This is a genomic window from Phenylobacterium sp. (genome assembly GCF_035309685.1).
Lineage (GTDB): Bacteria > Pseudomonadota > Alphaproteobacteria > Caulobacterales > Caulobacteraceae > Phenylobacterium.
The window spans coordinates 23218-39894 of record NZ_DATGEX010000036.1 but is presented as its reverse complement, the minus strand read 5'-3'; the positions used below and the strand labels follow the sequence as shown (position 1 = coordinate 39894).

Genomic DNA, 16677 nt, shown 5'->3' with positions numbered 1-16677 from the left:
GAGGTCCACCGGCTGACACGCGCCCAACGAGTCCAGGATCCTTCATGCAGTTCGACGACGTCATCCTCGGCCGCCGCAGCATCCGCGGCTACAAGCCCGATCCGGTGCCCCGGGCGCTGATCGAGGAGATCATCGGCCTGGCCATGCGCGCGCCCTCGTCGATGAACACCCAGCCGTGGAATTTCTACATCATCACCGGCGAGCCGCTCGACCGGATCCGCGCCGGCAACACCGAACGCAATCTGGCGGGCGTGCCGCACAGCCGGGAGTTCCGCATCGGCCAGGCGTTCGCCGGCCCGCACCGCGAGCGGCAGATCGGCGTCGCCAAGCAGCTGTTTTCCGCCATGGGCATCGCGCGTGAGGATGCGGCCGGCCGCCAGGACTGGGTGCTGCGCGGTTTCCGCCAGTTCGACGCGCCGGTCTGCGTGATCATCACCTACGACAAGGTGCTGGCCGACAGCGACGACACGCCCTTCGACTGCGGCGCCGTGGCGACTGCGCTCGTCAACGCCGCCTGGTCGCGCGGCCTGGGCTGCGTGATCAATAGCCAGGGCATCATGCAGTCGCCGGTCGTCCGCCAGCACGCCGGCATCGCCGACGATCAGGTGATCATGAAAAGCATCGCGCTCGGCTGGCCCGACGAAAGCTTCCCGGCCAATGCGGTGGTCTCCGAACGCAAGCCGGTGGCCGAGGCGACGGTGTTCGTCGGTTTCGGGGACTAGGCCGACGGGGTGAGCAGGGCGAACGAGAACAGCTGGGCCGACCTGCTGGCCGATGGCCGGCTGCCGCGCTTTGCGTTGATCTGCCTGGGCGTCTGGCTGAACGCCGCCGACAGCCTGGTCACCGCCACCATCATGCCCAGCGTCGGCGCCCAGCTCGGCGGCTACGCCTATTTCAGCTGGGCGACGGCGGGCTTCCTGGTCGGCGCGATCCTGGCGGGGGCGAGTTCGGGCCGGGTCTCGGAGATCTTCGGCCTGCGCGGCGCGACGGCCGCGGCGGGCGCCCTGATGGCCGCCGGCTGCGTGATGAGCGCGCTCGCGCCCGACGTCGGCACGTTTCTCGTGGGCCGCCTGATCCAGGGCCTGGGCTCCGGCTGGATCAGCGGCTTCGCCATGGTCGCCATCGCGCTGATGTTCCCGGAGCGGCATCTGGCGCGGGTGTTCGCCAGCGTGACCTTCATCTGGGGGATCGCCACGGTGCTGGGGCCGCTGTTCGGCGGCGCGGTGCTGCAGGCCGGAAATTGGCGCGACGTGTTCTGGCTGTTCGCCCTGCAGGCCGGCGTCTTCGCGGCCGCCGCGCCCTTCCTGCTGCGCGGCTCCGCCAAGGCCGGCGGCGGGCCGGGCATCCCCTGGACCCAGCTTGGCGTGCTGGGCGTCGGCGTCGCGGCGATCGCCCTCGGCGATGTGGTTCAAGCGCCGGCGCTTGCGATCGGGCTGGTGGCCGCCGGGATCGCGGTGCTGGGCCTGGTGGTCTGGATCGACCGGTTCGCCCCTGTGCGCCTCTTGCCGCACAGGGCCGGCGACCTGCGCACCGTCTGCGGCTCGGGCTATTTCGCCATGTTCGCGCTCACCGCCGCGACCATGGGCTTCGCCATCTACTGCCCGCCGATCCTGCAGCAGCTGCGCCACTTCAGCCCGCTCGGCGCCGGCTACGCCATCGGCTCGGAGTCGGCGGCCTGGACCCTGGCGGCGATGCTGGTGGCCGGCGCGACTGGCCTCTGGGACGGCCGCTGGATTCGCGTCGGCGTGATCTGCCTGGTCGTCAGCCTCGTCGTGCTGGCCTGGAGCCAGGCGGACGGGCCCTTCCTCTGGGTGCTGGCCGGCGGCGCCCTGATGGGCACGGCCTTCGGCTTCTCCTGGTCGTTCATGAGCCGCCGCCTGCTGATGGCGCTCTCGGAGGAAGACAAGGCCATCGGCTCGTCGGCCATCACCGCGGTGCGGCAGACCGGCGCCGCGGCCGGCTCGGCGATCAGCGGCGTCGCGGCCAACCTCTCCGGCTTCTCGACCGGGCTGACCGACGCCAGCGCGCGATCAACCTCGCTGTGGATCTACGTCTCAGTCATCCCGCTGGCGCTCGTCGGCGCCTGGGCGGCGTTCAGGCTGACGGGGAGCGCGGAGAAGGCGTAGGGTTCGCGTATGGAAATCCGCCGCCTGCAGCCCGGAGACGAGGATCTCCTCATCGAGGCCGTGGCCCTGACCGACGAGGACTGCCCGTCGGAGGCCGCGCCCGGCCACCTCGCCGACAAGGACCTGGTCTGCATCGTGGGCCTGGACGCCGGCGAAGTCGTCGGTTTCATCTACGGGCACATCCTGCGCCGCTTCGAGGCCACGAGCCTGTTCATCTATTCGGTGGACACCGCGCCGACCCACCAGCGCCAGGGTATCGCCAAGTCCATGCTTCAGGCGCTTGCGGCGGAGGGGCGGACAGGCCGCTGGGATGAGATGTTTGTCTTCACCAACCGCTCGAACGCCGCGGCCATGGCGCTCTACGCCAGCGCCGGCGGTGTCAGCCCGCCGCCGGACGACGTGGTGATGTTCGACTTCGCCTAGAGCTGGTCCAGCCCGTAGGCGGCGTGCAGGGCGCGCACCGCCAGCTCGGTATAGGCCGCGTCGATCAGCACGCTGATCTTGATCTCCGACGTCGAGATCACCTGGATGTTGACACCCTTTTCCGCCAGCGCGGCGAACATGGTCTTGGCGACGCCGGTGTGGCTGCGCATGCCGACCCCGATCACCGAGACTTTGGAGACCTCGTCGTTCACCGCCACGTCGTCGAAGCCGATGGTCGACTGGGCGGCGCGGACGATCTCGACGGCGCGGGCGGCGTCGCGCTTGCCGACGGTGAACTCCATATTAGCGGTGTCGGCGGTGCGCGCGTGGCTCTGGACGATCATGTCCACATTGACGTTGGCGTCGGCCAGCGCCCCGAAGATCGAGGAGGACACGCCCGGATGGTCGGGCAGGCCGAAGAGGCTGATCTTCGCCTCGTCGCGGCTGAAGGCCACGCCGCTCACGATCCGCTTTTCCATGATCTCATCCTCGTCGCAGACGATTGTACCCTGCCCCGAACCGTCAAGATTGGGCGCTTCCCCCGGCTCTACAAAACTCGACAGCACCCGCACCGGCACGTTCTGCGCCATCGCCAGCTCGACCGAACGCGTCTGCAGCACCTTGGCGCCGAGCGAGGCCATTTCCAGCATCTCCTCGTAGGAGATCTTGGCCAGGCGCCTGGCCTTGCTCTCGATGCGCGGGTCGGTGGTGTAGACCCCGTCCACGTCGGTGTAGATGTCGCAGCGCACCGCCTTCACCGCCGCGGCGATGGCGACCGCGCTGGTGTCGGAACCGCCCCGGCCGAGCGTCGCGATGCGCCCGTCGCGGGTCACGCCCTGGAAGCCGGCGATCACCGCCACCTGGCCGGAGTCCATGGCGGCGATCAGCTTCTCCGGCTCCACGTCGTCGATCCGGGCGCGGCCATGGGCGTCGTCGGCGATGATCGGGATCTGCCAGCCCATCCAGGAGCGCGCGGGCGTGCCGGAGTTGCGCAGCGTCATGGCCAGCAGGCCCGCGGTCACCTGCTCGCCGCTCGCCACCACCACGTCATATTCGTCGTCGGAAGGGTCGAGCCCCTGCGCCGCCGCGCCCGAGCCGTCGGTCCAGGCCACCAGCTCGTTGGTCTTGCCGGCCATGGCCGAGACCACCACGGCCACCTGATGCCCAGCCGCCACCTCGGCGTTCACCAGCCGCGCGACGCGCCGGATCCGCTCCAGGTCGGCCACCGACGTGCCGCCGAATTTCATGACAAGGCGAGACACGTCGCGCCGGACCCCTTCGACAAGAGGGCGCCGTTCTAACGATGGTCCGGAAGCGGCACAACGGCCTTGACCGGCAAGAGATTCGAAACTATCTAACTAACTATCAAGTGGAGGTCGAAAATGGATAGCCCCAATGTCGCTCGCATCGTCGGCGGAGACATGACGGTGTCTGACAAGATCCGCGCTCTGGATGCGGAGGGCTATCCGCGAGCCGATATCGCCCGTGTCCTGGGCAAGCGCTATCAGCACGTCCGCAATGTCCTGGAAGCCGACAAGCTTCATCCGCCGAAGGAAAAGCCCCTCGCCGCCGATCCCAGTCCTGGGGTTCAGGACGCGGGCCGCCATTTCGAGAGCAGCCAGCGTCTGTCTGTCGAGGCGGGAGGCGTCGTGCGCCTGCCGCCGGAGTTGTTGGCCGTGCTCCAGGCGAAGCCGGGCTCAGTGGTCATCGCAGAAGTCCAGGACGACGGCGTCAAACTGTTCAGCAATGGCGCTGCATGGGACCGGGTGAGAGCCCTGGTCAAACAATTCGGGATCGATCCGAAACGTGATCTGGTGGCCGAATTGATCGCGGAGCGCCGGGCCGAGGCTGCTCAGGATGACTGAGGCCGTGCTCGACGCCTCGGCAGTTCTCGCCCTGATCCAGGGCGAGCCCGGCGGCGCGGCCGTCGAGGCTCGCCTGGACCGGGCGAAGCTATCGGCGGTTAATCTGGCGGAGGTGGCGCAGCGCCTGAACGATCAGTGGCCGGACGACATGGTGGCGACGGTGCTGGCGAAGCTCCCCTGCGAGGTCGTCGATTTCAACGCGGCGCTGGCCCTGCGCGCCGGCCTGTTGCGCCGCCTGACCCGGGCGAAGGGTCTATCACTCGGCGACCGGGCCTGCTTGGCCCTGGCCGAGCGCGAGAGCGCCGCCGTGCTCACAGGGGACCGCGCCTGGGCCGAACTGGACCTTGGGGTGGAAGTCGTGCTGATACGGTGAGGTCATGAATCCCGCCGTCGTCAAATCCTCCATCGATCCTGCCGAGGTCGAGCGGTTCTCGCGGATCGCCGCCGAATGGTGGGACCCGAAGGGCAAGTTCGCGCCGCTGCACAAATTCAACCCGACGCGGCTCGCCTTCATCCGCGATCAGGCGCTGCACCGTTTCGGCCGCGACGGCGCCCAGCGGCGCCCGTTCGAGGGCCTGACCCTGCTCGACATCGGCTGCGGCGGCGGCCTCTTGAGCGAGCCCATGAGCCGTCTGGGCTTCACGGTCACCGGCGTCGACGCCTCGGAGCGCAACATCGGCACCGCGAGCGCGCATGCCGCCGAGGTCGGCGCCACCGTCGACTACCGCTGCGCCACGGCCGAGGCCCTGCTGGCGGCCGGCGAGGCCTTCGACGTGATCCTTAACATGGAGGTGATCGAGCACGTGGCCGACCCGGGCCAGTTCCTGCGCGACTGCGCCGCCATGCTCAAACCCCCCTCTGAAGGCAAAATGGGCGGCCTGATGATCGTCGCCACGCTCAACCGCACGCTGAAGGCCTTTGCGCTCGCCAAGGTCGGCGCCGAATACGTCCTGCGCTGGCTGCCGGCCGGCACCCACGACTGGAACAAGTTCCTCAAGCCCGAGGAACTGCGCGGCTTCCTGGCGGATACGCCACTGGCCGTCGACGGTCCCTACGGCGTCGTCTTCGATCCGCTGAGCGGCCGCTGGAGCCAGAGCCACGACGCCGACATCAACTACATGATGACGGTTGCGCGCGACGCGGCCTAAGTCTCGCCATGGCTGGGGAGCAAACGTCACCGATGCCTTCGTTACGCGTGCTGGGACACGCCTTCCGGGCCTGGCGACGCAACCGGCGCTGGCGCAAGCACGAACCTGAGACGCCCTACCTCGCCGACCTGCTGTCGGGCGCGCCCACCTGCCTGCACGTGGGCGCCAGCGACGGGCGCCATTCCTACGTCATGACCCAGGTCGCGCCCAAGGCGACGATCTACGCCATCGAGCCCTCGGCCTTCTCCTTCGCGGTGCTGAACCTGACGCTGGCCTGGCACGGCATCAAGGACCGCGTGACGCCGGTCCACGCCGCGGTCGGCGACAAGCCCGGCGAGATGCTGCTGATCACGCCCCGCAATATCACCGGCCGCATGGGCCGCGCCTACGCCTTCGTCGCCGACGAGGCGCCGGTGGGCGAGGTTCGCCCCGACCTGCAGGACACCGGCATGGAGCTGCAGACCACGCCCGTCACCACCATCGACGCCTTCTGCGCCGAGCGGGGCCTGGGCAAGGTCGACTTCATCCGCATGGACATCGAAGGCGCCGAGCTGATGGCGCTGAAAGGCGCCGCCCACATCCTCGACCGCGACCGCCCCCACGTCCTCCTGGAAATCCACCCCACCATGCTCGCCGCTCGCTTCGGCGGCACGGCCGAACAGGTGATCGAGCTCTTCACCGACCGCGGCTACCGCATGTTCGCCCTCAACGGCGACCGCCTGGAAGAACGCTTCGGCGTCGTCACCGACAAGCCCTGGAAGGACTACTTCTTCATCCACCCGGCGCGGGCCGCACGCCTGCCCGACGGGGTGTTCAAGGCGCGGATGGCGGCCTAAGCACACCCTCAACACCGCTCATCCCCCGGGAAAGCGGGGTCCAGCTTTTTTGGCCGTCGGCTATCCCCGCAGAATCTCGTTGAAGGTGTCTTCGGATATCGGCTCAAAAAAGTTCAGCAGTTCGCCGTGCCGCCGAGGAGAACTCGGGAGCGCCTTGGGGTTGCCCCGGAACCATGCCCAGGACCCATCCTTCTTCCTGAACCGGTGAACGCGTGCGCTCGACGCGTCGCCTGGGCGAAAGACCGAGGCGGTGTTCGCGATGAACCGGTCTCGATCGTCGGGATGCACGAAATCCACCCCCATTTTGCCAACCAGGTCCTTGGGCTCGTAGCCCAGAATGCGGCAGGTCGCGGACACCGACAGGATCACCCCGCGGGCGTCCGCCGTGATGATGATGTCCGGTCCAAGCGCGGCGCCACGGCCGTTGGGATCCGCTCCGTCGTCACTCATTTGCGATTTCCCCCGGCGGCGCGCTTCGAGCCCGTCGCGCAAAAAGCGGCTGAACACCCAGAGCGTCAAGACGTCGTCCCATGGCCGCAACCTCAGCCGTCGCCGCAGGAAGGTCTGTCGGCATGATCGCTATTCGGCGGAGCCCATGATGGCGCATAGAGGCGCGCCGCCCTCTCGAATCTCGACCTCATGAGCGGCCGAAGGCCAATATTGTGCGCGCCGCTGGACCGGACAGCGAGCTAGGCTCGCGGGGTCCACGCCCTCTTTCGTGTATTTCGTGTATTTCGTGGTTCGTAAAGCGGGGAAGCGACCACATGACGATCCTGAAGATGCTGCTGGCGACCGTCGCCGCCGCCATCGCCGGCGCGGCGCACGCCGGGCTGACCGCGAAGCTGGACGCCGGCGTGGTCGAGGGATCGGCGAACGGCGACGTGGCCGTCTGGCGCGGCATCCCCTACGCTGGCCCCGCCTCGGGCGCGTTCCGCTGGCGCGCGCCGCAGCCGGTGAAGCCCTGGGCCGGCGCGCGGCCGGCCACGGCCAACGGCGCGGCGTGCCTGCAGCCGCATCTCAGCGACGATCCCTGGGCGCAGGTGGGCGCGCAGAGCGAGGACTGTCTGTTCCTCAACGTCTTCGCGCCCGCGAAAACCCCAAAGAGCGGCGACGCGGTGATGGTGTTCATCCACGGCGGCTCGTTCATCCGTGGCTCCGGCGGCGTGCCGCTCTATGACGGCTCGGCGCTGGCCAGGCGCGGCGTGGTGGTGGTGACCATCAACTATCGGCTCGGCCGCTTCGGCTATTTCGCGCACCCGGCGCTGACCGCCGAGAACGCCGATGGCGGCAGGCTGGGCAACTACGGCCTGATGGACCAGATCGCCGCGCTGCAGTGGGTGCAGAAGAACATCAGGGCGTTCGGCGGCGACCCCAGGAACGTCACGGTCTTTGGCGAGAGCGCCGGCGCGGTGGCCGTCCAGATGCTGACCACCAGCCCGGCGGCCAAGGGCCTCTTCGTGCGCGCCATCGCCGAATCCGGCGGCGGCACGGCGGCGGCCGCGGCGATCCGTGGGCCCGGGCTCACCTACGAGACGGTCGGCGCGGCCTGGGCCAAGGCCGCCGGCGCCCCTGACGCCACGCCCGCGCAGCTGCGCGCCATCCCGGCCGCCGAGGTGCTGAAGACCGGCCCGGTCGGCCCGATGATCGACGGCGTCATGCTCAAGCGCAGCCCGGGCGACGCCTACCGCAAGGGCGAGCAACTGCGCGTCGGCCTGATGATCGGCGGCAACTCGCACGAGGCGAGCCTGTTCGGCGAGAATGTCGCCGTCGCCAAGGCAGGCCTGGGCGCCGCCTTTCCCGCGCTGCTGGAGGAGGCCAAGGTTCATCCGTCCAAGGCCGGCGCCGAGTCCGACCTGATCACCCAGACCGCGGCGATCCAGTCCTCGCGCTACCTCGCGGAACGCAACGCCGCGTTGGGCCTGCCGTCCTACTCCTACTATTTCGACGAGGTGGCCGGCTCCGACCGCGCCAAGGCCAAGGGGACCGACCACGGCGGCGAGCTCAGCTTCCTGTTCGGCACGCGCATCGACAAGGAGGTCTGGGACGACCAGGACCGCCACGTGTCTCAGCTCACGGGCGACTACTGGACCAACTTCGCCAAGACCGGCGACCCCAACGGCGGCGTCGCCCCCCACTGGGACCCGGTCACCAAGACCGCCTCGCCCTACATGCACATCGACGCCGCGCCCCACACCGAGCACCCCACACCGCTGCAGGACCACATCGAAGCCGCCGCCGTCGCCGTCGCCGAAAAGGCCTGGGACGCGCAGAAATGAAGGCGTCCCTGCTCCTGGCCTCCGCACCAGCGGAGGCGCCCAATGCCAACACGAAGGCCACAAAGGGCACGAAGACCACGAAGAGGCGTGCGCGATCGCTGACGCAGCGGCAGGCAGGGCGCCTTCGTGATCTTCGTGCCCTTTGTGGTCTTCGTGTCGAATGACTGAGCCGCCGCTGTCGCGGCGGCTCCGAGGATGATGTGCGTGATGGGAAGGTGAGCATGCAATCCCTGATGATGGACCGGGCGCTGACGCTGCCCTCGATCCTGGAATACGCCGCCCGGTATCACCCGCACCGGCAGGTGGTGGACCGCACCGTCGAGGGGCCGATCCACCGCTACGGCTATGCGGACGCGCTTGCGCGCACCAAGCGGATGGCCAATGCGCTGATCGCGATGGGTGTAAGGCCCGGCGACCGCGTGGCGACGCTGGCCTGGTCGACGCACCGGCATTTCGAGCTCTATTTCGCGGTGACCGGCGTCGGCGCGGTGCTGCACACCATCAATCCGCGGCTGCATTCCGACCAGATCGTCTGGGTGGCGAACCACGCCGAGGACGCGTTCCTGTTCTTCGACATCACCTTCGCGGGCCAGGTCGCCGAGCTGAAGGGCCGCATGCCCCTGGTGCAGGCCTTCGTGGCCATGACCGACGCGGCGCACCTTCCCACCGATGCGCCGGGCGACGCGCTGATCTACGAGGACCTGATCGCGGCCAATTCGGCGGACTTCACCTGGCCGGAGATCGACGAGAAGCAGGCGTCGGGGCTCTGCTACACCTCCGGCACGACGGGCAATCCCAAGGGAGTGCTCTATTCGCACCGGTCCACGGTGCTGCACGCCATGGCGCTGGCGCTCCCGGACGCCTTCGACTTCTCGGCCCGCGACGTGGTGATGCCCTGCGCCCAGATGTACCACGCCAACGCCTGGTGCACGCCCTATGCGGCGCCTCTGGTCGGCGCGACCCTGGTGCTGCCGGGCCGGGCGCTCGACGGCGAGAGCATCGCCGAGCTGATCCAGAGCGAGGGCGTGACCTTCCTGCTGGGCGTGCCGACCATCTGGGTGGGGGTCGCCGATCACCTGGACCAGACCGGCGAGCGGCTGAGCTCGGTCAGGACCATCGCGGTCGGCGGCTCGGCGCCGACCGCCGCCCTGGTCGCGCGCATCGAGGACCGCCTGGGCGGCCAGGTGCGCCAGATCTGGGGCATGACCGAGACTTCGCCCCTCGGCGTCATCAACACGCCCTTGCCGGAGCACGCGGACGAGGACGCCGCGGCCGCGTCGCAGCGCAAGCTGAAGCAGGGCCGCGGCCTCTGGGGCGTCGACCTGCGCATCGTCGGCGAGGACGGCGTCGAACTGCCCCGCGACGGGGTCAGCGCCGGCGCCCTGCAGGTCCGCGGCCCCTGGACCGTCGGCGCCTATTTCAAGCACGACGGCGGCGAGGTGTTCACCGCAGACGGCTGGTTCGACACCGGCGACATCGCCACCATCGACGCCCAGGGTTATCTGCGCCTCACCGACCGGGCCAAGGACGTCATCAAGTCCGGCGGCGAGTGGATCTCCACCCTCGACCTGGAGGACGCGGTCTGCAGCCACCCGGCGGTCGCCATGGCCGCCGCGGTCGGCGTGCCGCACCCCAAGTGGGACGAGCGGCCGCTGCTCTTGGTGACGCTGCGCCCCGGCCAGACCGCGGACCCGGAAGACCTCAAGGCCCACGTCGCCGCCCGGGTCGCCAAGTGGTGGACGCCGGACGAGGTGCGGATCGTCGACGCGCTCCCGATCGGGCCCACCGGCAAGGTCCTGAAACGCGAATTGCGTGATCGGCTGGCCACAGGCGCGCCGATAAGCGCGGCCTGAAGCTGAACAGGAGCGAACCAAGCCTTTCAGACGGCGTTCCGAGTACCCAGGTCACAGTCTAAGCGGACCTGAGGAGATTGCCGCCGTGACCGCCGCCACCATCTCGCGCAAAAGACCCAAAGGCGTCCTGGCCATGGGCTGGGCCAGCTTCGAAAGCGCCGCGCGCGGCCGCACCGAACATGCCCCGACCTCCGCCGACTATCCCGACAGCGTGGTCCGCCGCACGAGCTTCACCGCCGGCGGGGGCCTCGGCTGGCGGATTTCGGCGCTGGAGACGCCCCGGGCCGCGCCCGCGCCCTGGAAGATCGTGGTGATCACCGGCGCGCCGTCCTGGGCCGAGTACTGGGCCGAGACGCTGGCCGAACTGCCGCTGGACCGCGAGATGATCGTCGTCGACCGCCCCGGCTATGGCGCGTCGGAGCCGCAGGAGCCGGTCACCGACATCCGCACCCAGGCGCTGGCGCTGGCGCCCCTGCTGAACGCGGCGCGCGGGCAGAAGATCATCCTGGTCGGCCAGAGCTACGGCGCGGCGATCGCCACCCTGATGGCGCAGGACAACCCCGGTAAGGTGGAGAGCCTGGTGCTGCTGTCCGGCTTCTTCTCCGAGCCCGGCGCCACGGCGCGCTGGCTGCTCGACATGGGCGGCAAGGCGCTGAAGCTGCTGCCGCGCGACCTGCGCCATGCGGTCATCGAATGCACCGGCCAGCGGCCGCAGCTCGCCTACGCCAAGCGCGCGCTGGCGAGGCTCTCGATCCCGATCCACATGATCCACGGCGACAAGGACGACTTCGCCCCCATCGAGGTCGCCGAGCGTCTGGCCGCCGAGACCGCGACGCGGCGGCCGATCGACTTCGTGCGCACGCCCGGCGGCAACCACTTCCTGAACGACGGCCCGGCCGAGCAGTTGATCGCCGTCCTGGAAGCCTGCATCCCGGCCCGCCAGCCCTGGACCTTCCGCTGGCCGAAACTGCCGGCGATCAGCCTGCCGGGCGTCTTTGGCCTCGGCGCGCCGCGCCAGACCGCCTGAGCCTAGATGGGGGATTTCGCCAGGAGGCCGAAGATCGCCGCCGAGCCCAGCACCACCAGCCAGGGCGGCAGCTTGGCGACCGACAGGAAGACAAACGCGCCTGCCGCCAGCAGCCAGTCGCTGGGCTTGCGGATGGCGGTCATCAAGACCGGGTTCCACAGCGCCGCGGCCAGCACGCCCACCACCACCGCGTTCAGCCCCGCCATCGCCGCCCGCGCCAGCGGCTGGCCCTTCAGCCGGTCCCAGAGCGGCAGCACGCCCAGGATCAGCAGCAGACCCGGCAGGAAGATCGCCGTCAGGGCTGTCAGCCCGCCCCGCCAGCCGCCCGGCGCCACCTCCTGGGCCGCGCCCACGAAACCCGCGAAGCTGAACAGCGGGCCGGGCAGGGCCTGCGCCGCGCCATAGCCGCCCAGGAAGTCGTCCAGGTTCAGCCAGCCCCGGCCCACCACCTCGCTCTGCAGCAGCGGCAGCACCACATGGCCGCCGCCGAACACCAGGGCGCCGGCCCGGTAGAAAACGCTGGCGAGACCGAGGCTGGGGCTGTCCAGCAAGGCCGCCAGGAACGGCAGGAGGCCGAGCAGCAGGGCGAAGACCGCCAGCGCGCCTGCCGAGACCTCCAGCGGCACGCGATGCGTCGCCGGATCGTCGGGCGGGCTCTCGCCTTGCGGCTCGCGCAGGAAGGCCGCCCCGAAGGCCGCGCCGGCCAGCAGCACCAGGATCTGCGCAACCGGTCCGTGGGCGACGATGAGGCCGAGGCCGCCGCCGATGGCGAGGCCCGCGCGGATCGGCCCGACCGCGAGCGTCCGCGCCATGGCGACCAGCGCGTTCAGCACGACCGCCGCGGCGGCGATCTGCAGCCCATGCAGCACGCCCTCGCCCCAGACCCCGTCCAGGCGCGGCGTCAGATAGCCCAGCGCGATCATCGCCGCGCCCGCCGGCAGCGTGAACCCGAGCCACGCGGCCAGCAGGCCGGCGTAGCCGGCGCGCCTAAGCCCGATCGCCATGCCGAGCTGGCTCGACGCGGGTCCGGGCAGGAACTGGGCGAGCGCCAGCAGGTCGGCGAAGGCCGCCTCGCTGAGCCAGCCGCGCCGCTCGACGAACTCGCGGCGGAAATAGCCGATGTGCGCCACCGGCCCGCCGAACGCGGTCAGGCCCTGGACCAGGAAGGCCCGGAAAACCTCCAGGGCCTTTCCTGGCCAGGCGCCGCTGCTGTCGGCGACCTCTTGCGACGCGGGCTCGTCCATCAGGTCCTGTCTTGCGGCTCGCGGCGCAGGCTGTCGATTCCTTTGACGGGCAGAAGGCGGCTGCTTTTGGACCGCGTAAAGGCGAAAGCCCCTTGGCCGGCCGATCTGATCGGCGATAAGGCTTCTCGCGAAGGCCCGGTGAGCGGGCTCAAAAGCCTAAGGAAACCGCCATGAAGGCCGCCGTGCTGCGCGAAGTGGGTCAGCCGCTCCAGATCGAGCAAGTCCAGATCAACAAGCCGGGCCCGCACGAGGTGCTGATCCGCACCGCCGCCGCAGGCCTCTGCCACTCCGACCTGCACTTCATGCAGGGCTCCTATCCGCACCCGCTGCCGGCCGTGCTGGGCCACGAGAGTTCGGGCGTCGTCGAGCAGGTCGGCTCGGAAGTCCGCACGGTGAAGCCGGGCGACCACGTGATCACCTGCCTTTCGGCCTTCTGCGGCCACTGCGAGTTCTGCCTCACCGGCCACATGAGCCTTTGCGTCTCACCCGAGACCAAGCGCGGCAAGGACGACGAACCGCGCCTGTCGGCCCCCACCGGCCCGATGATGCAGTTCCTCAATCTGTCGTCCTTCGCCGAGCATATGTTGATCCACGAGCACGCCTGCGTGGCGATCCGCAAGGACATGCCGCTCGACCGCGCCGCCCTCATCGGCTGTTCGGTGACCACCGGCGTTGGCGCGGCGATCCACACCTCCAACGTTAGGCCCGGGGAGACCGTGGCGGTGATCGGCTGCGGCGGCGTGGGTCTGTCGGCGATCAACGGCGCGGCGATCGCCGGCGCCAGCCGGATCATCGCCATCGATATGAACGCCACCAAGGGCAACCTCGCCATGGAGTTCGGGGCCACCGACTTCGTCAACGCGTCGGAGACCGACGCGGTGAAGGAAGTGATCGAGATGACCAAGGGCGGCGTCCACCACGCCTTCGAGGCGATCGGCCTGGCGAAGACCGCCGAGCAGGCGTTCAACATGCTGCGCCGGGGCGGCACCGCCAACATCATCGGCATGATCCCGGTCGGTCAGATGGTCTCGATCATGGGCGCGGCCTTCCTCGGCGAGAAGAAGCTGCAGGGCTCGCTGATGGGCTCCAACCGCTTCCCGGTCGACATGCCGCGGTTCGTGGACTTCTACATGTCCGGCAAGCTGAAGCTCGACCAGATGATCTCCCAGCGGATCAAGCTGGAGCAGGTCAACGAGGGTTTCGAGGACATGAAGAAGGGCGAACTGGCCCGCTCCGTGATCGTCTTCGACGCCTAGGACGGATTCAGGGTCGAATCTCCCTTCCCCTCGATGGGGAAGGGTCGGGGATGGGGCGTGCACACCGTGATGACGTGGCCCCGCTGTTCGGCGAGGGCGCCAACTCGCGCCCCGGCTCGACGTCGGGGTCACACCCCAACCCAACCCTTCCCCATCGAGGGGAAGGGCTCGGAAGTGGCCCGCGCCGGCGGGCGAAAGCCAATCCGCTCTAGCTCTGCAGCACCGCGCGGACGCCCGGCAGCGGGTCGTTCACGACCCGGCTTTCCAGGCCGAACAGCATGGTGGCCCGCGTCTTCGCATCATAGGCCGGCCAGCCCGGATCGCCGGTCTTGGCGAAGGCCAGCCAGGCCGTCGACATCTGGTCGGCGACCACCTGCGGCTCGTCGCCCCGGCCGACGAAGTTGCGGGCCTTTTCGACATTGTCGAAGACCAGCGGAATCTCGATGGCGTGCGGGCTGCGCAGGCGCCCCTTCGCCACCGGCGTCTCCCAGGTCAGCAGGTACATCCAGACCGGCGCGGCGGCTTGCGCCGCCTTGCGCTCGGCGAGCTTGATCGAACCCGCCCACATGCCCGCGGCGGTGGCCACGCCGGACGCCACGTGGGTCGGGCTGTAGTCCGGATAGGCGGCGCGGATGGCGGCGGTGAGCGCGTGGGCCTTGTCGCCGGCGCTGCTCTTGGCGTGCTTCTCGAGGTCCGCCTCATCGAAATTTCCGAACTTCGGATGGCCCAGCATGAACAGCGTCGACTCGTCCTTGTTGGTGCCGATCAAGAGCGGCACGTCGGCGTTGAGCGGCGAGGCGTCCGGCTCGAACGGGTCGCGGGGCAGGGCGACGCCATCCACGACCGGGGTGAAGAGGCGCATGGGCTCGCCCGGGACCTTGACGCTGGCGTGGCTGATCGCCTCGGTGGAGAGCGCGGCCAGCTTTGCCGGCGTGTCGGCGCCGAGTTCCTTCAGCACCTGGCGGGCGATCTTGTCGGCGGCGGCGATGGTCTTGCCGGTGAGGCCGGGTCCGGACTGGATCACCGCCTTGTGGAACAGGCCGCGCGCGCCCGGCATGGCCATCAGCAGGCTGACCTTCCAGCCGCCGCCGCTCTCGCCGAAGATTGTGACGTCGCCGGGATCGCCGCCGAACGCCGCGATGTTGTCGAGCACCCATTCCAGCGCCTGGACGATGTCCAGCATGCCCGCGATCCCCGACTGGGCGTAGTCTGGCCCGAACACCTCGCCCAGATGCAGGTAACCGAAGACGTTCAGGCGGTGGTTGACGGTGACCGTGACCACGTCGCCCTTCCGGGCCAAGGCGCCGCCGTCGTACATCGCCGCCCCGCCCGAGCCGTTGGCGAAGCCGCCGCCGTGCAGCCAGACCATGACCGGGCGCGCTTTTGAATCGAGACCGGGCGTCCAGACGTTGAGGAACAGGCAATCCTCCGACGACGCCGGCTCGTCCGGCGCCGGTGGATCGCCGGGCGAGGTGCGCCGCTCGCCGGGCGCGAGGCCCGACTGGATCGCCGGGGCGCCGTAGGCCGTCGCCTCGGCGGGTTCGGTCCAGGGCGCCGGGTAGGAGGGCGGCTTGAAGCGGGCGGCGCCGGTCGGCGGCGCGCCGTAGCGCAGGCCCTTGAACACATCGAGGCGCTCCTCGACGTAGCCGCGAACCGGGCCGTTCGAGGTGGCCACGACATCGCTGTGGGTGAGGGGCGCGAGCGCCAGGTCGTCCGCCATCGCTGGATCCTCCGCCGGCCTCTCGTTGTGCTCTCGGGGGCCGTGGGCCTATCAAACGACCGGTCAGGCCGAAGCGCAAGCAGCGCTGTCTACAGCTTGGGCGTCATCACCAGCCACGGCGTCGGCTTGGCCCGCCACTCCCAGACCGCCAGCAGCTGGTCCAGGTGCGAGAGCCAGACGAACCAGGGCGGTGGAGTGAAGGTCTTCGGCCCCTGGTCGACGCGCACGATGTGGTGGGTCGGCGCGAAGCGGGCGACCATCGTGGCCAGCGCATTGCGGCGGAACACGTCGTGAGTCTCGACGATCACCGTCATGCCGCCGAGCGCCGGGCTGAGCTCCGGCTGCAGGATGTCGACCTCGGCGCCCTCGGCGTCGACCAGCACCAGCGCGCGGCGTCCTGCGAAGGCCTGAAAGCCGTCGGGCGCGAACTCGCCGCCGATGATCACCCGGTCGGATACGCCGTTGCGCGCCGCCAGGTCCGCGCAGGCGAGGCGGGCCTGCTCCTCGATGTCATAGGCGTAGACCGTGACCTGCGGCGCCAGCCTGGCCATGCCCACGGCGTAGTAGCCCTCGGCGCAGCCCACATCGATGACGCAATCGATCCCGGCCGCCACGATGGCGGTCAGATAGGGGTGAAGCTCGGATTCGTAGGTGCCGAGCAGGCGCGAGATCAGCGAGCCCTCGGTGGCCTGGCTGACATATTCCATGCCGGCGAACGGCCCGCTCCAGATCTTGGCGCCCTGCTCCTTGATGAAGGTGTTGGCGAGCACGTGGGAGCGCCAGCGCGACAGCAGCCGCAGCGCCTGCTCGAGATCCTCCATCTCCGCGCCCTCGGGCCAGCCCTGCGTGCGCTGCACGATAAGGTCGGCATACTGGGTCGTGAAGCTCGAGGGCATGGCCGGC

General features: G+C 69.6%; 16 protein-coding genes. 11 read left to right on the top strand and 5 right to left on the bottom strand.

Translation table 11 applies throughout. From position 1 onward, the window contains the following. Positions 1 to 44: 44 nt before the first annotated feature. Genes VKQ35_RS11790 through VKQ35_RS11780 form a run of 3 tightly spaced genes read left to right on the top strand, consistent with a single transcriptional unit; the run spans position 45 to position 2549 of the window. A complete protein-coding gene (locus tag VKQ35_RS11790; RefSeq protein ID WP_324361779.1) occupies positions 45 to 722 on the top strand; it encodes a nitroreductase in 678 nt (225 codons plus the stop codon). 9 nt (positions 723 to 731) lie between these two features. Continuing rightward, positions 732 to 2126, top strand: a complete 1395-nt coding sequence (locus VKQ35_RS11785; RefSeq protein ID WP_324361777.1) for an MFS transporter — start codon at positions 732 to 734, stop codon at positions 2124 to 2126. 9 nt (positions 2127 to 2135) lie between these two features. Continuing rightward, positions 2136 to 2549, top strand: coding sequence for a GNAT family N-acetyltransferase (locus VKQ35_RS11780; protein WP_324361775.1), 414 nt, complete (start codon positions 2136 to 2138; stop codon positions 2547 to 2549). On the opposite strand, the gene VKQ35_RS11775 is transcribed toward VKQ35_RS11780, so the two are convergent. After that, a complete protein-coding gene (locus VKQ35_RS11775) occupies positions 2546 to 3811 on the bottom strand; it encodes an aspartate kinase (protein WP_324361773.1) in 1266 nt (421 codons plus the stop codon). The two genes, VKQ35_RS11780 and VKQ35_RS11775, sit on opposite strands and share 4 nt — an antisense overlap. Before the next feature lie 120 nt (positions 3812 to 3931). On the opposite strand from VKQ35_RS11775, the gene VKQ35_RS11770 reads away from it, so the two are divergent. Genes VKQ35_RS11770 through VKQ35_RS11755 form a run of 4 tightly spaced genes read left to right on the top strand, consistent with a single transcriptional unit; the run spans position 3932 to position 6398 of the window. Next, positions 3932 to 4414, top strand: a complete 483-nt coding sequence (locus VKQ35_RS11770; RefSeq protein WP_324361771.1) for an AbrB/MazE/SpoVT family DNA-binding domain-containing protein — start codon at positions 3932 to 3934, stop codon at positions 4412 to 4414. After that, a complete protein-coding gene (locus tag VKQ35_RS11765) occupies positions 4407 to 4787 on the top strand; it encodes a type II toxin-antitoxin system VapC family toxin (RefSeq protein WP_324361769.1) in 381 nt (126 codons plus the stop codon). Before VKQ35_RS11770 ends, VKQ35_RS11765 begins: the two co-directional genes overlap by 8 nt. A gap of 4 nt (positions 4788 to 4791) precedes the next feature. Further along, positions 4792 to 5562: a bifunctional 2-polyprenyl-6-hydroxyphenol methylase/3-demethylubiquinol 3-O-methyltransferase UbiG gene (gene ubiG / locus VKQ35_RS11760; protein ID WP_324361767.1), complete on the top strand. Its 771-nt coding sequence runs from the start codon at positions 4792 to 4794 to the stop codon at positions 5560 to 5562. Positions 5563 to 5594: 32 nt separating this feature from the next. Beyond that, a complete protein-coding gene (locus VKQ35_RS11755) occupies positions 5595 to 6398 on the top strand; it encodes an FkbM family methyltransferase (RefSeq protein ID WP_324361765.1) in 804 nt (267 codons plus the stop codon). A 60-nt stretch (positions 6399 to 6458) separates the two neighbouring features. On the opposite strand, the gene VKQ35_RS11750 is transcribed toward VKQ35_RS11755, so the two are convergent. Then, complete coding sequence (locus VKQ35_RS11750) at positions 6459 to 6917, bottom strand: PAS domain-containing protein (RefSeq protein ID WP_324361763.1); 459 nt, start codon at positions 6915 to 6917, stop codon at positions 6459 to 6461. A gap of 245 nt (positions 6918 to 7162) precedes the next feature. On the opposite strand from VKQ35_RS11750, the gene VKQ35_RS11745 reads away from it, so the two are divergent. From VKQ35_RS11745 to VKQ35_RS11735, 3 genes are all read left to right on the top strand, one after another. Then, positions 7163 to 8674 carry a carboxylesterase/lipase family protein gene (locus VKQ35_RS11745; RefSeq protein ID WP_324361761.1) on the top strand — a complete coding sequence of 504 codons (1512 nt, stop codon included), beginning with the start codon at positions 7163 to 7165 and terminating at the stop codon, positions 8672 to 8674. Between the two features lie 221 nt (positions 8675 to 8895). Then, complete coding sequence (locus VKQ35_RS11740; RefSeq protein WP_324361759.1) at positions 8896 to 10527, top strand: long-chain fatty acid--CoA ligase; 1632 nt, start codon at positions 8896 to 8898, stop codon at positions 10525 to 10527. An 85-nt stretch (positions 10528 to 10612) separates the two neighbouring features. Beyond that, positions 10613 to 11554, top strand: a complete 942-nt coding sequence (locus VKQ35_RS11735; RefSeq protein WP_324361757.1) for an alpha/beta hydrolase — start codon at positions 10613 to 10615, stop codon at positions 11552 to 11554. Positions 11555 to 11556: 2 nt separating this feature from the next. Here the strand turns inward: VKQ35_RS11735 and chrA are convergent, their stop codons facing one another. Further along, positions 11557 to 12798, bottom strand: a complete 1242-nt coding sequence (gene chrA / locus VKQ35_RS11730; RefSeq protein WP_324361755.1) for a chromate efflux transporter — start codon at positions 12796 to 12798, stop codon at positions 11557 to 11559. Between the two features lie 170 nt (positions 12799 to 12968). Between chrA and VKQ35_RS11725 the strand changes: the two genes are divergently transcribed. After that, positions 12969 to 14054, top strand: coding sequence for a Zn-dependent alcohol dehydrogenase (locus VKQ35_RS11725; protein WP_324361753.1), 1086 nt, complete (start codon positions 12969 to 12971; stop codon positions 14052 to 14054). Between the two features lie 208 nt (positions 14055 to 14262). On the opposite strand, the gene VKQ35_RS11720 is transcribed toward VKQ35_RS11725, so the two are convergent. Further along, positions 14263 to 15774 carry a carboxylesterase/lipase family protein gene (locus VKQ35_RS11720; RefSeq protein WP_324361751.1) on the bottom strand — a complete coding sequence of 504 codons (1512 nt, stop codon included), beginning with the start codon at positions 15772 to 15774 and terminating at the stop codon, positions 14263 to 14265. An 89-nt stretch (positions 15775 to 15863) separates the two neighbouring features. Then, positions 15864 to 16670: a hypothetical protein gene (locus VKQ35_RS11715; RefSeq protein ID WP_324361749.1), complete on the bottom strand. Its 807-nt coding sequence runs from the start codon at positions 16668 to 16670 to the stop codon at positions 15864 to 15866. Positions 16671 to 16677 lie beyond the last annotated feature (7 nt).

Bases quoted from the DNA above. Each gene is read 5' to 3' on its own strand.
- VKQ35_RS11770 (WP_324361771.1), top strand. From the start codon at position 3,932: ATGGATAGCCCCAATGTCGCTCGCATCGTCGGCGGAGACATGACGGTG.
- VKQ35_RS11745 (WP_324361761.1), top strand. From the start codon at position 7,163: ATGACGATCCTGAAGATGCTGCTGGCGACCGTCGCCGCCGCCATCGCC.
- VKQ35_RS11720 (WP_324361751.1), bottom strand. From the start codon at position 15,774: ATGGCGGACGACCTGGCGCTCGCGCCCCTCACCCACAGCGATGTCGTG.
- VKQ35_RS11740 (WP_324361759.1), top strand. From the start codon at position 8,896: ATGCAATCCCTGATGATGGACCGGGCGCTGACGCTGCCCTCGATCCTG.
- VKQ35_RS11790 (WP_324361779.1), top strand. From the start codon at position 45: ATGCAGTTCGACGACGTCATCCTCGGCCGCCGCAGCATCCGCGGCTAC.
- ubiG (WP_324361767.1), top strand. From the start codon at position 4,792: ATGAATCCCGCCGTCGTCAAATCCTCCATCGATCCTGCCGAGGTCGAG.
- VKQ35_RS11780 (WP_324361775.1), top strand. From the start codon at position 2,136: ATGGAAATCCGCCGCCTGCAGCCCGGAGACGAGGATCTCCTCATCGAG.
- chrA (WP_324361755.1), bottom strand. From the start codon at position 12,798: ATGGACGAGCCCGCGTCGCAAGAGGTCGCCGACAGCAGCGGCGCCTGG.
- VKQ35_RS11725 (WP_324361753.1), top strand. From the start codon at position 12,969: ATGAAGGCCGCCGTGCTGCGCGAAGTGGGTCAGCCGCTCCAGATCGAG.
- VKQ35_RS11755 (WP_324361765.1), top strand. From the start codon at position 5,595: ATGCCTTCGTTACGCGTGCTGGGACACGCCTTCCGGGCCTGGCGACGC.
- VKQ35_RS11765 (WP_324361769.1), top strand. From the start codon at position 4,407: ATGACTGAGGCCGTGCTCGACGCCTCGGCAGTTCTCGCCCTGATCCAG.
- VKQ35_RS11715 (WP_324361749.1), bottom strand. From the start codon at position 16,670: ATGCCCTCGAGCTTCACGACCCAGTATGCCGACCTTATCGTGCAGCGC.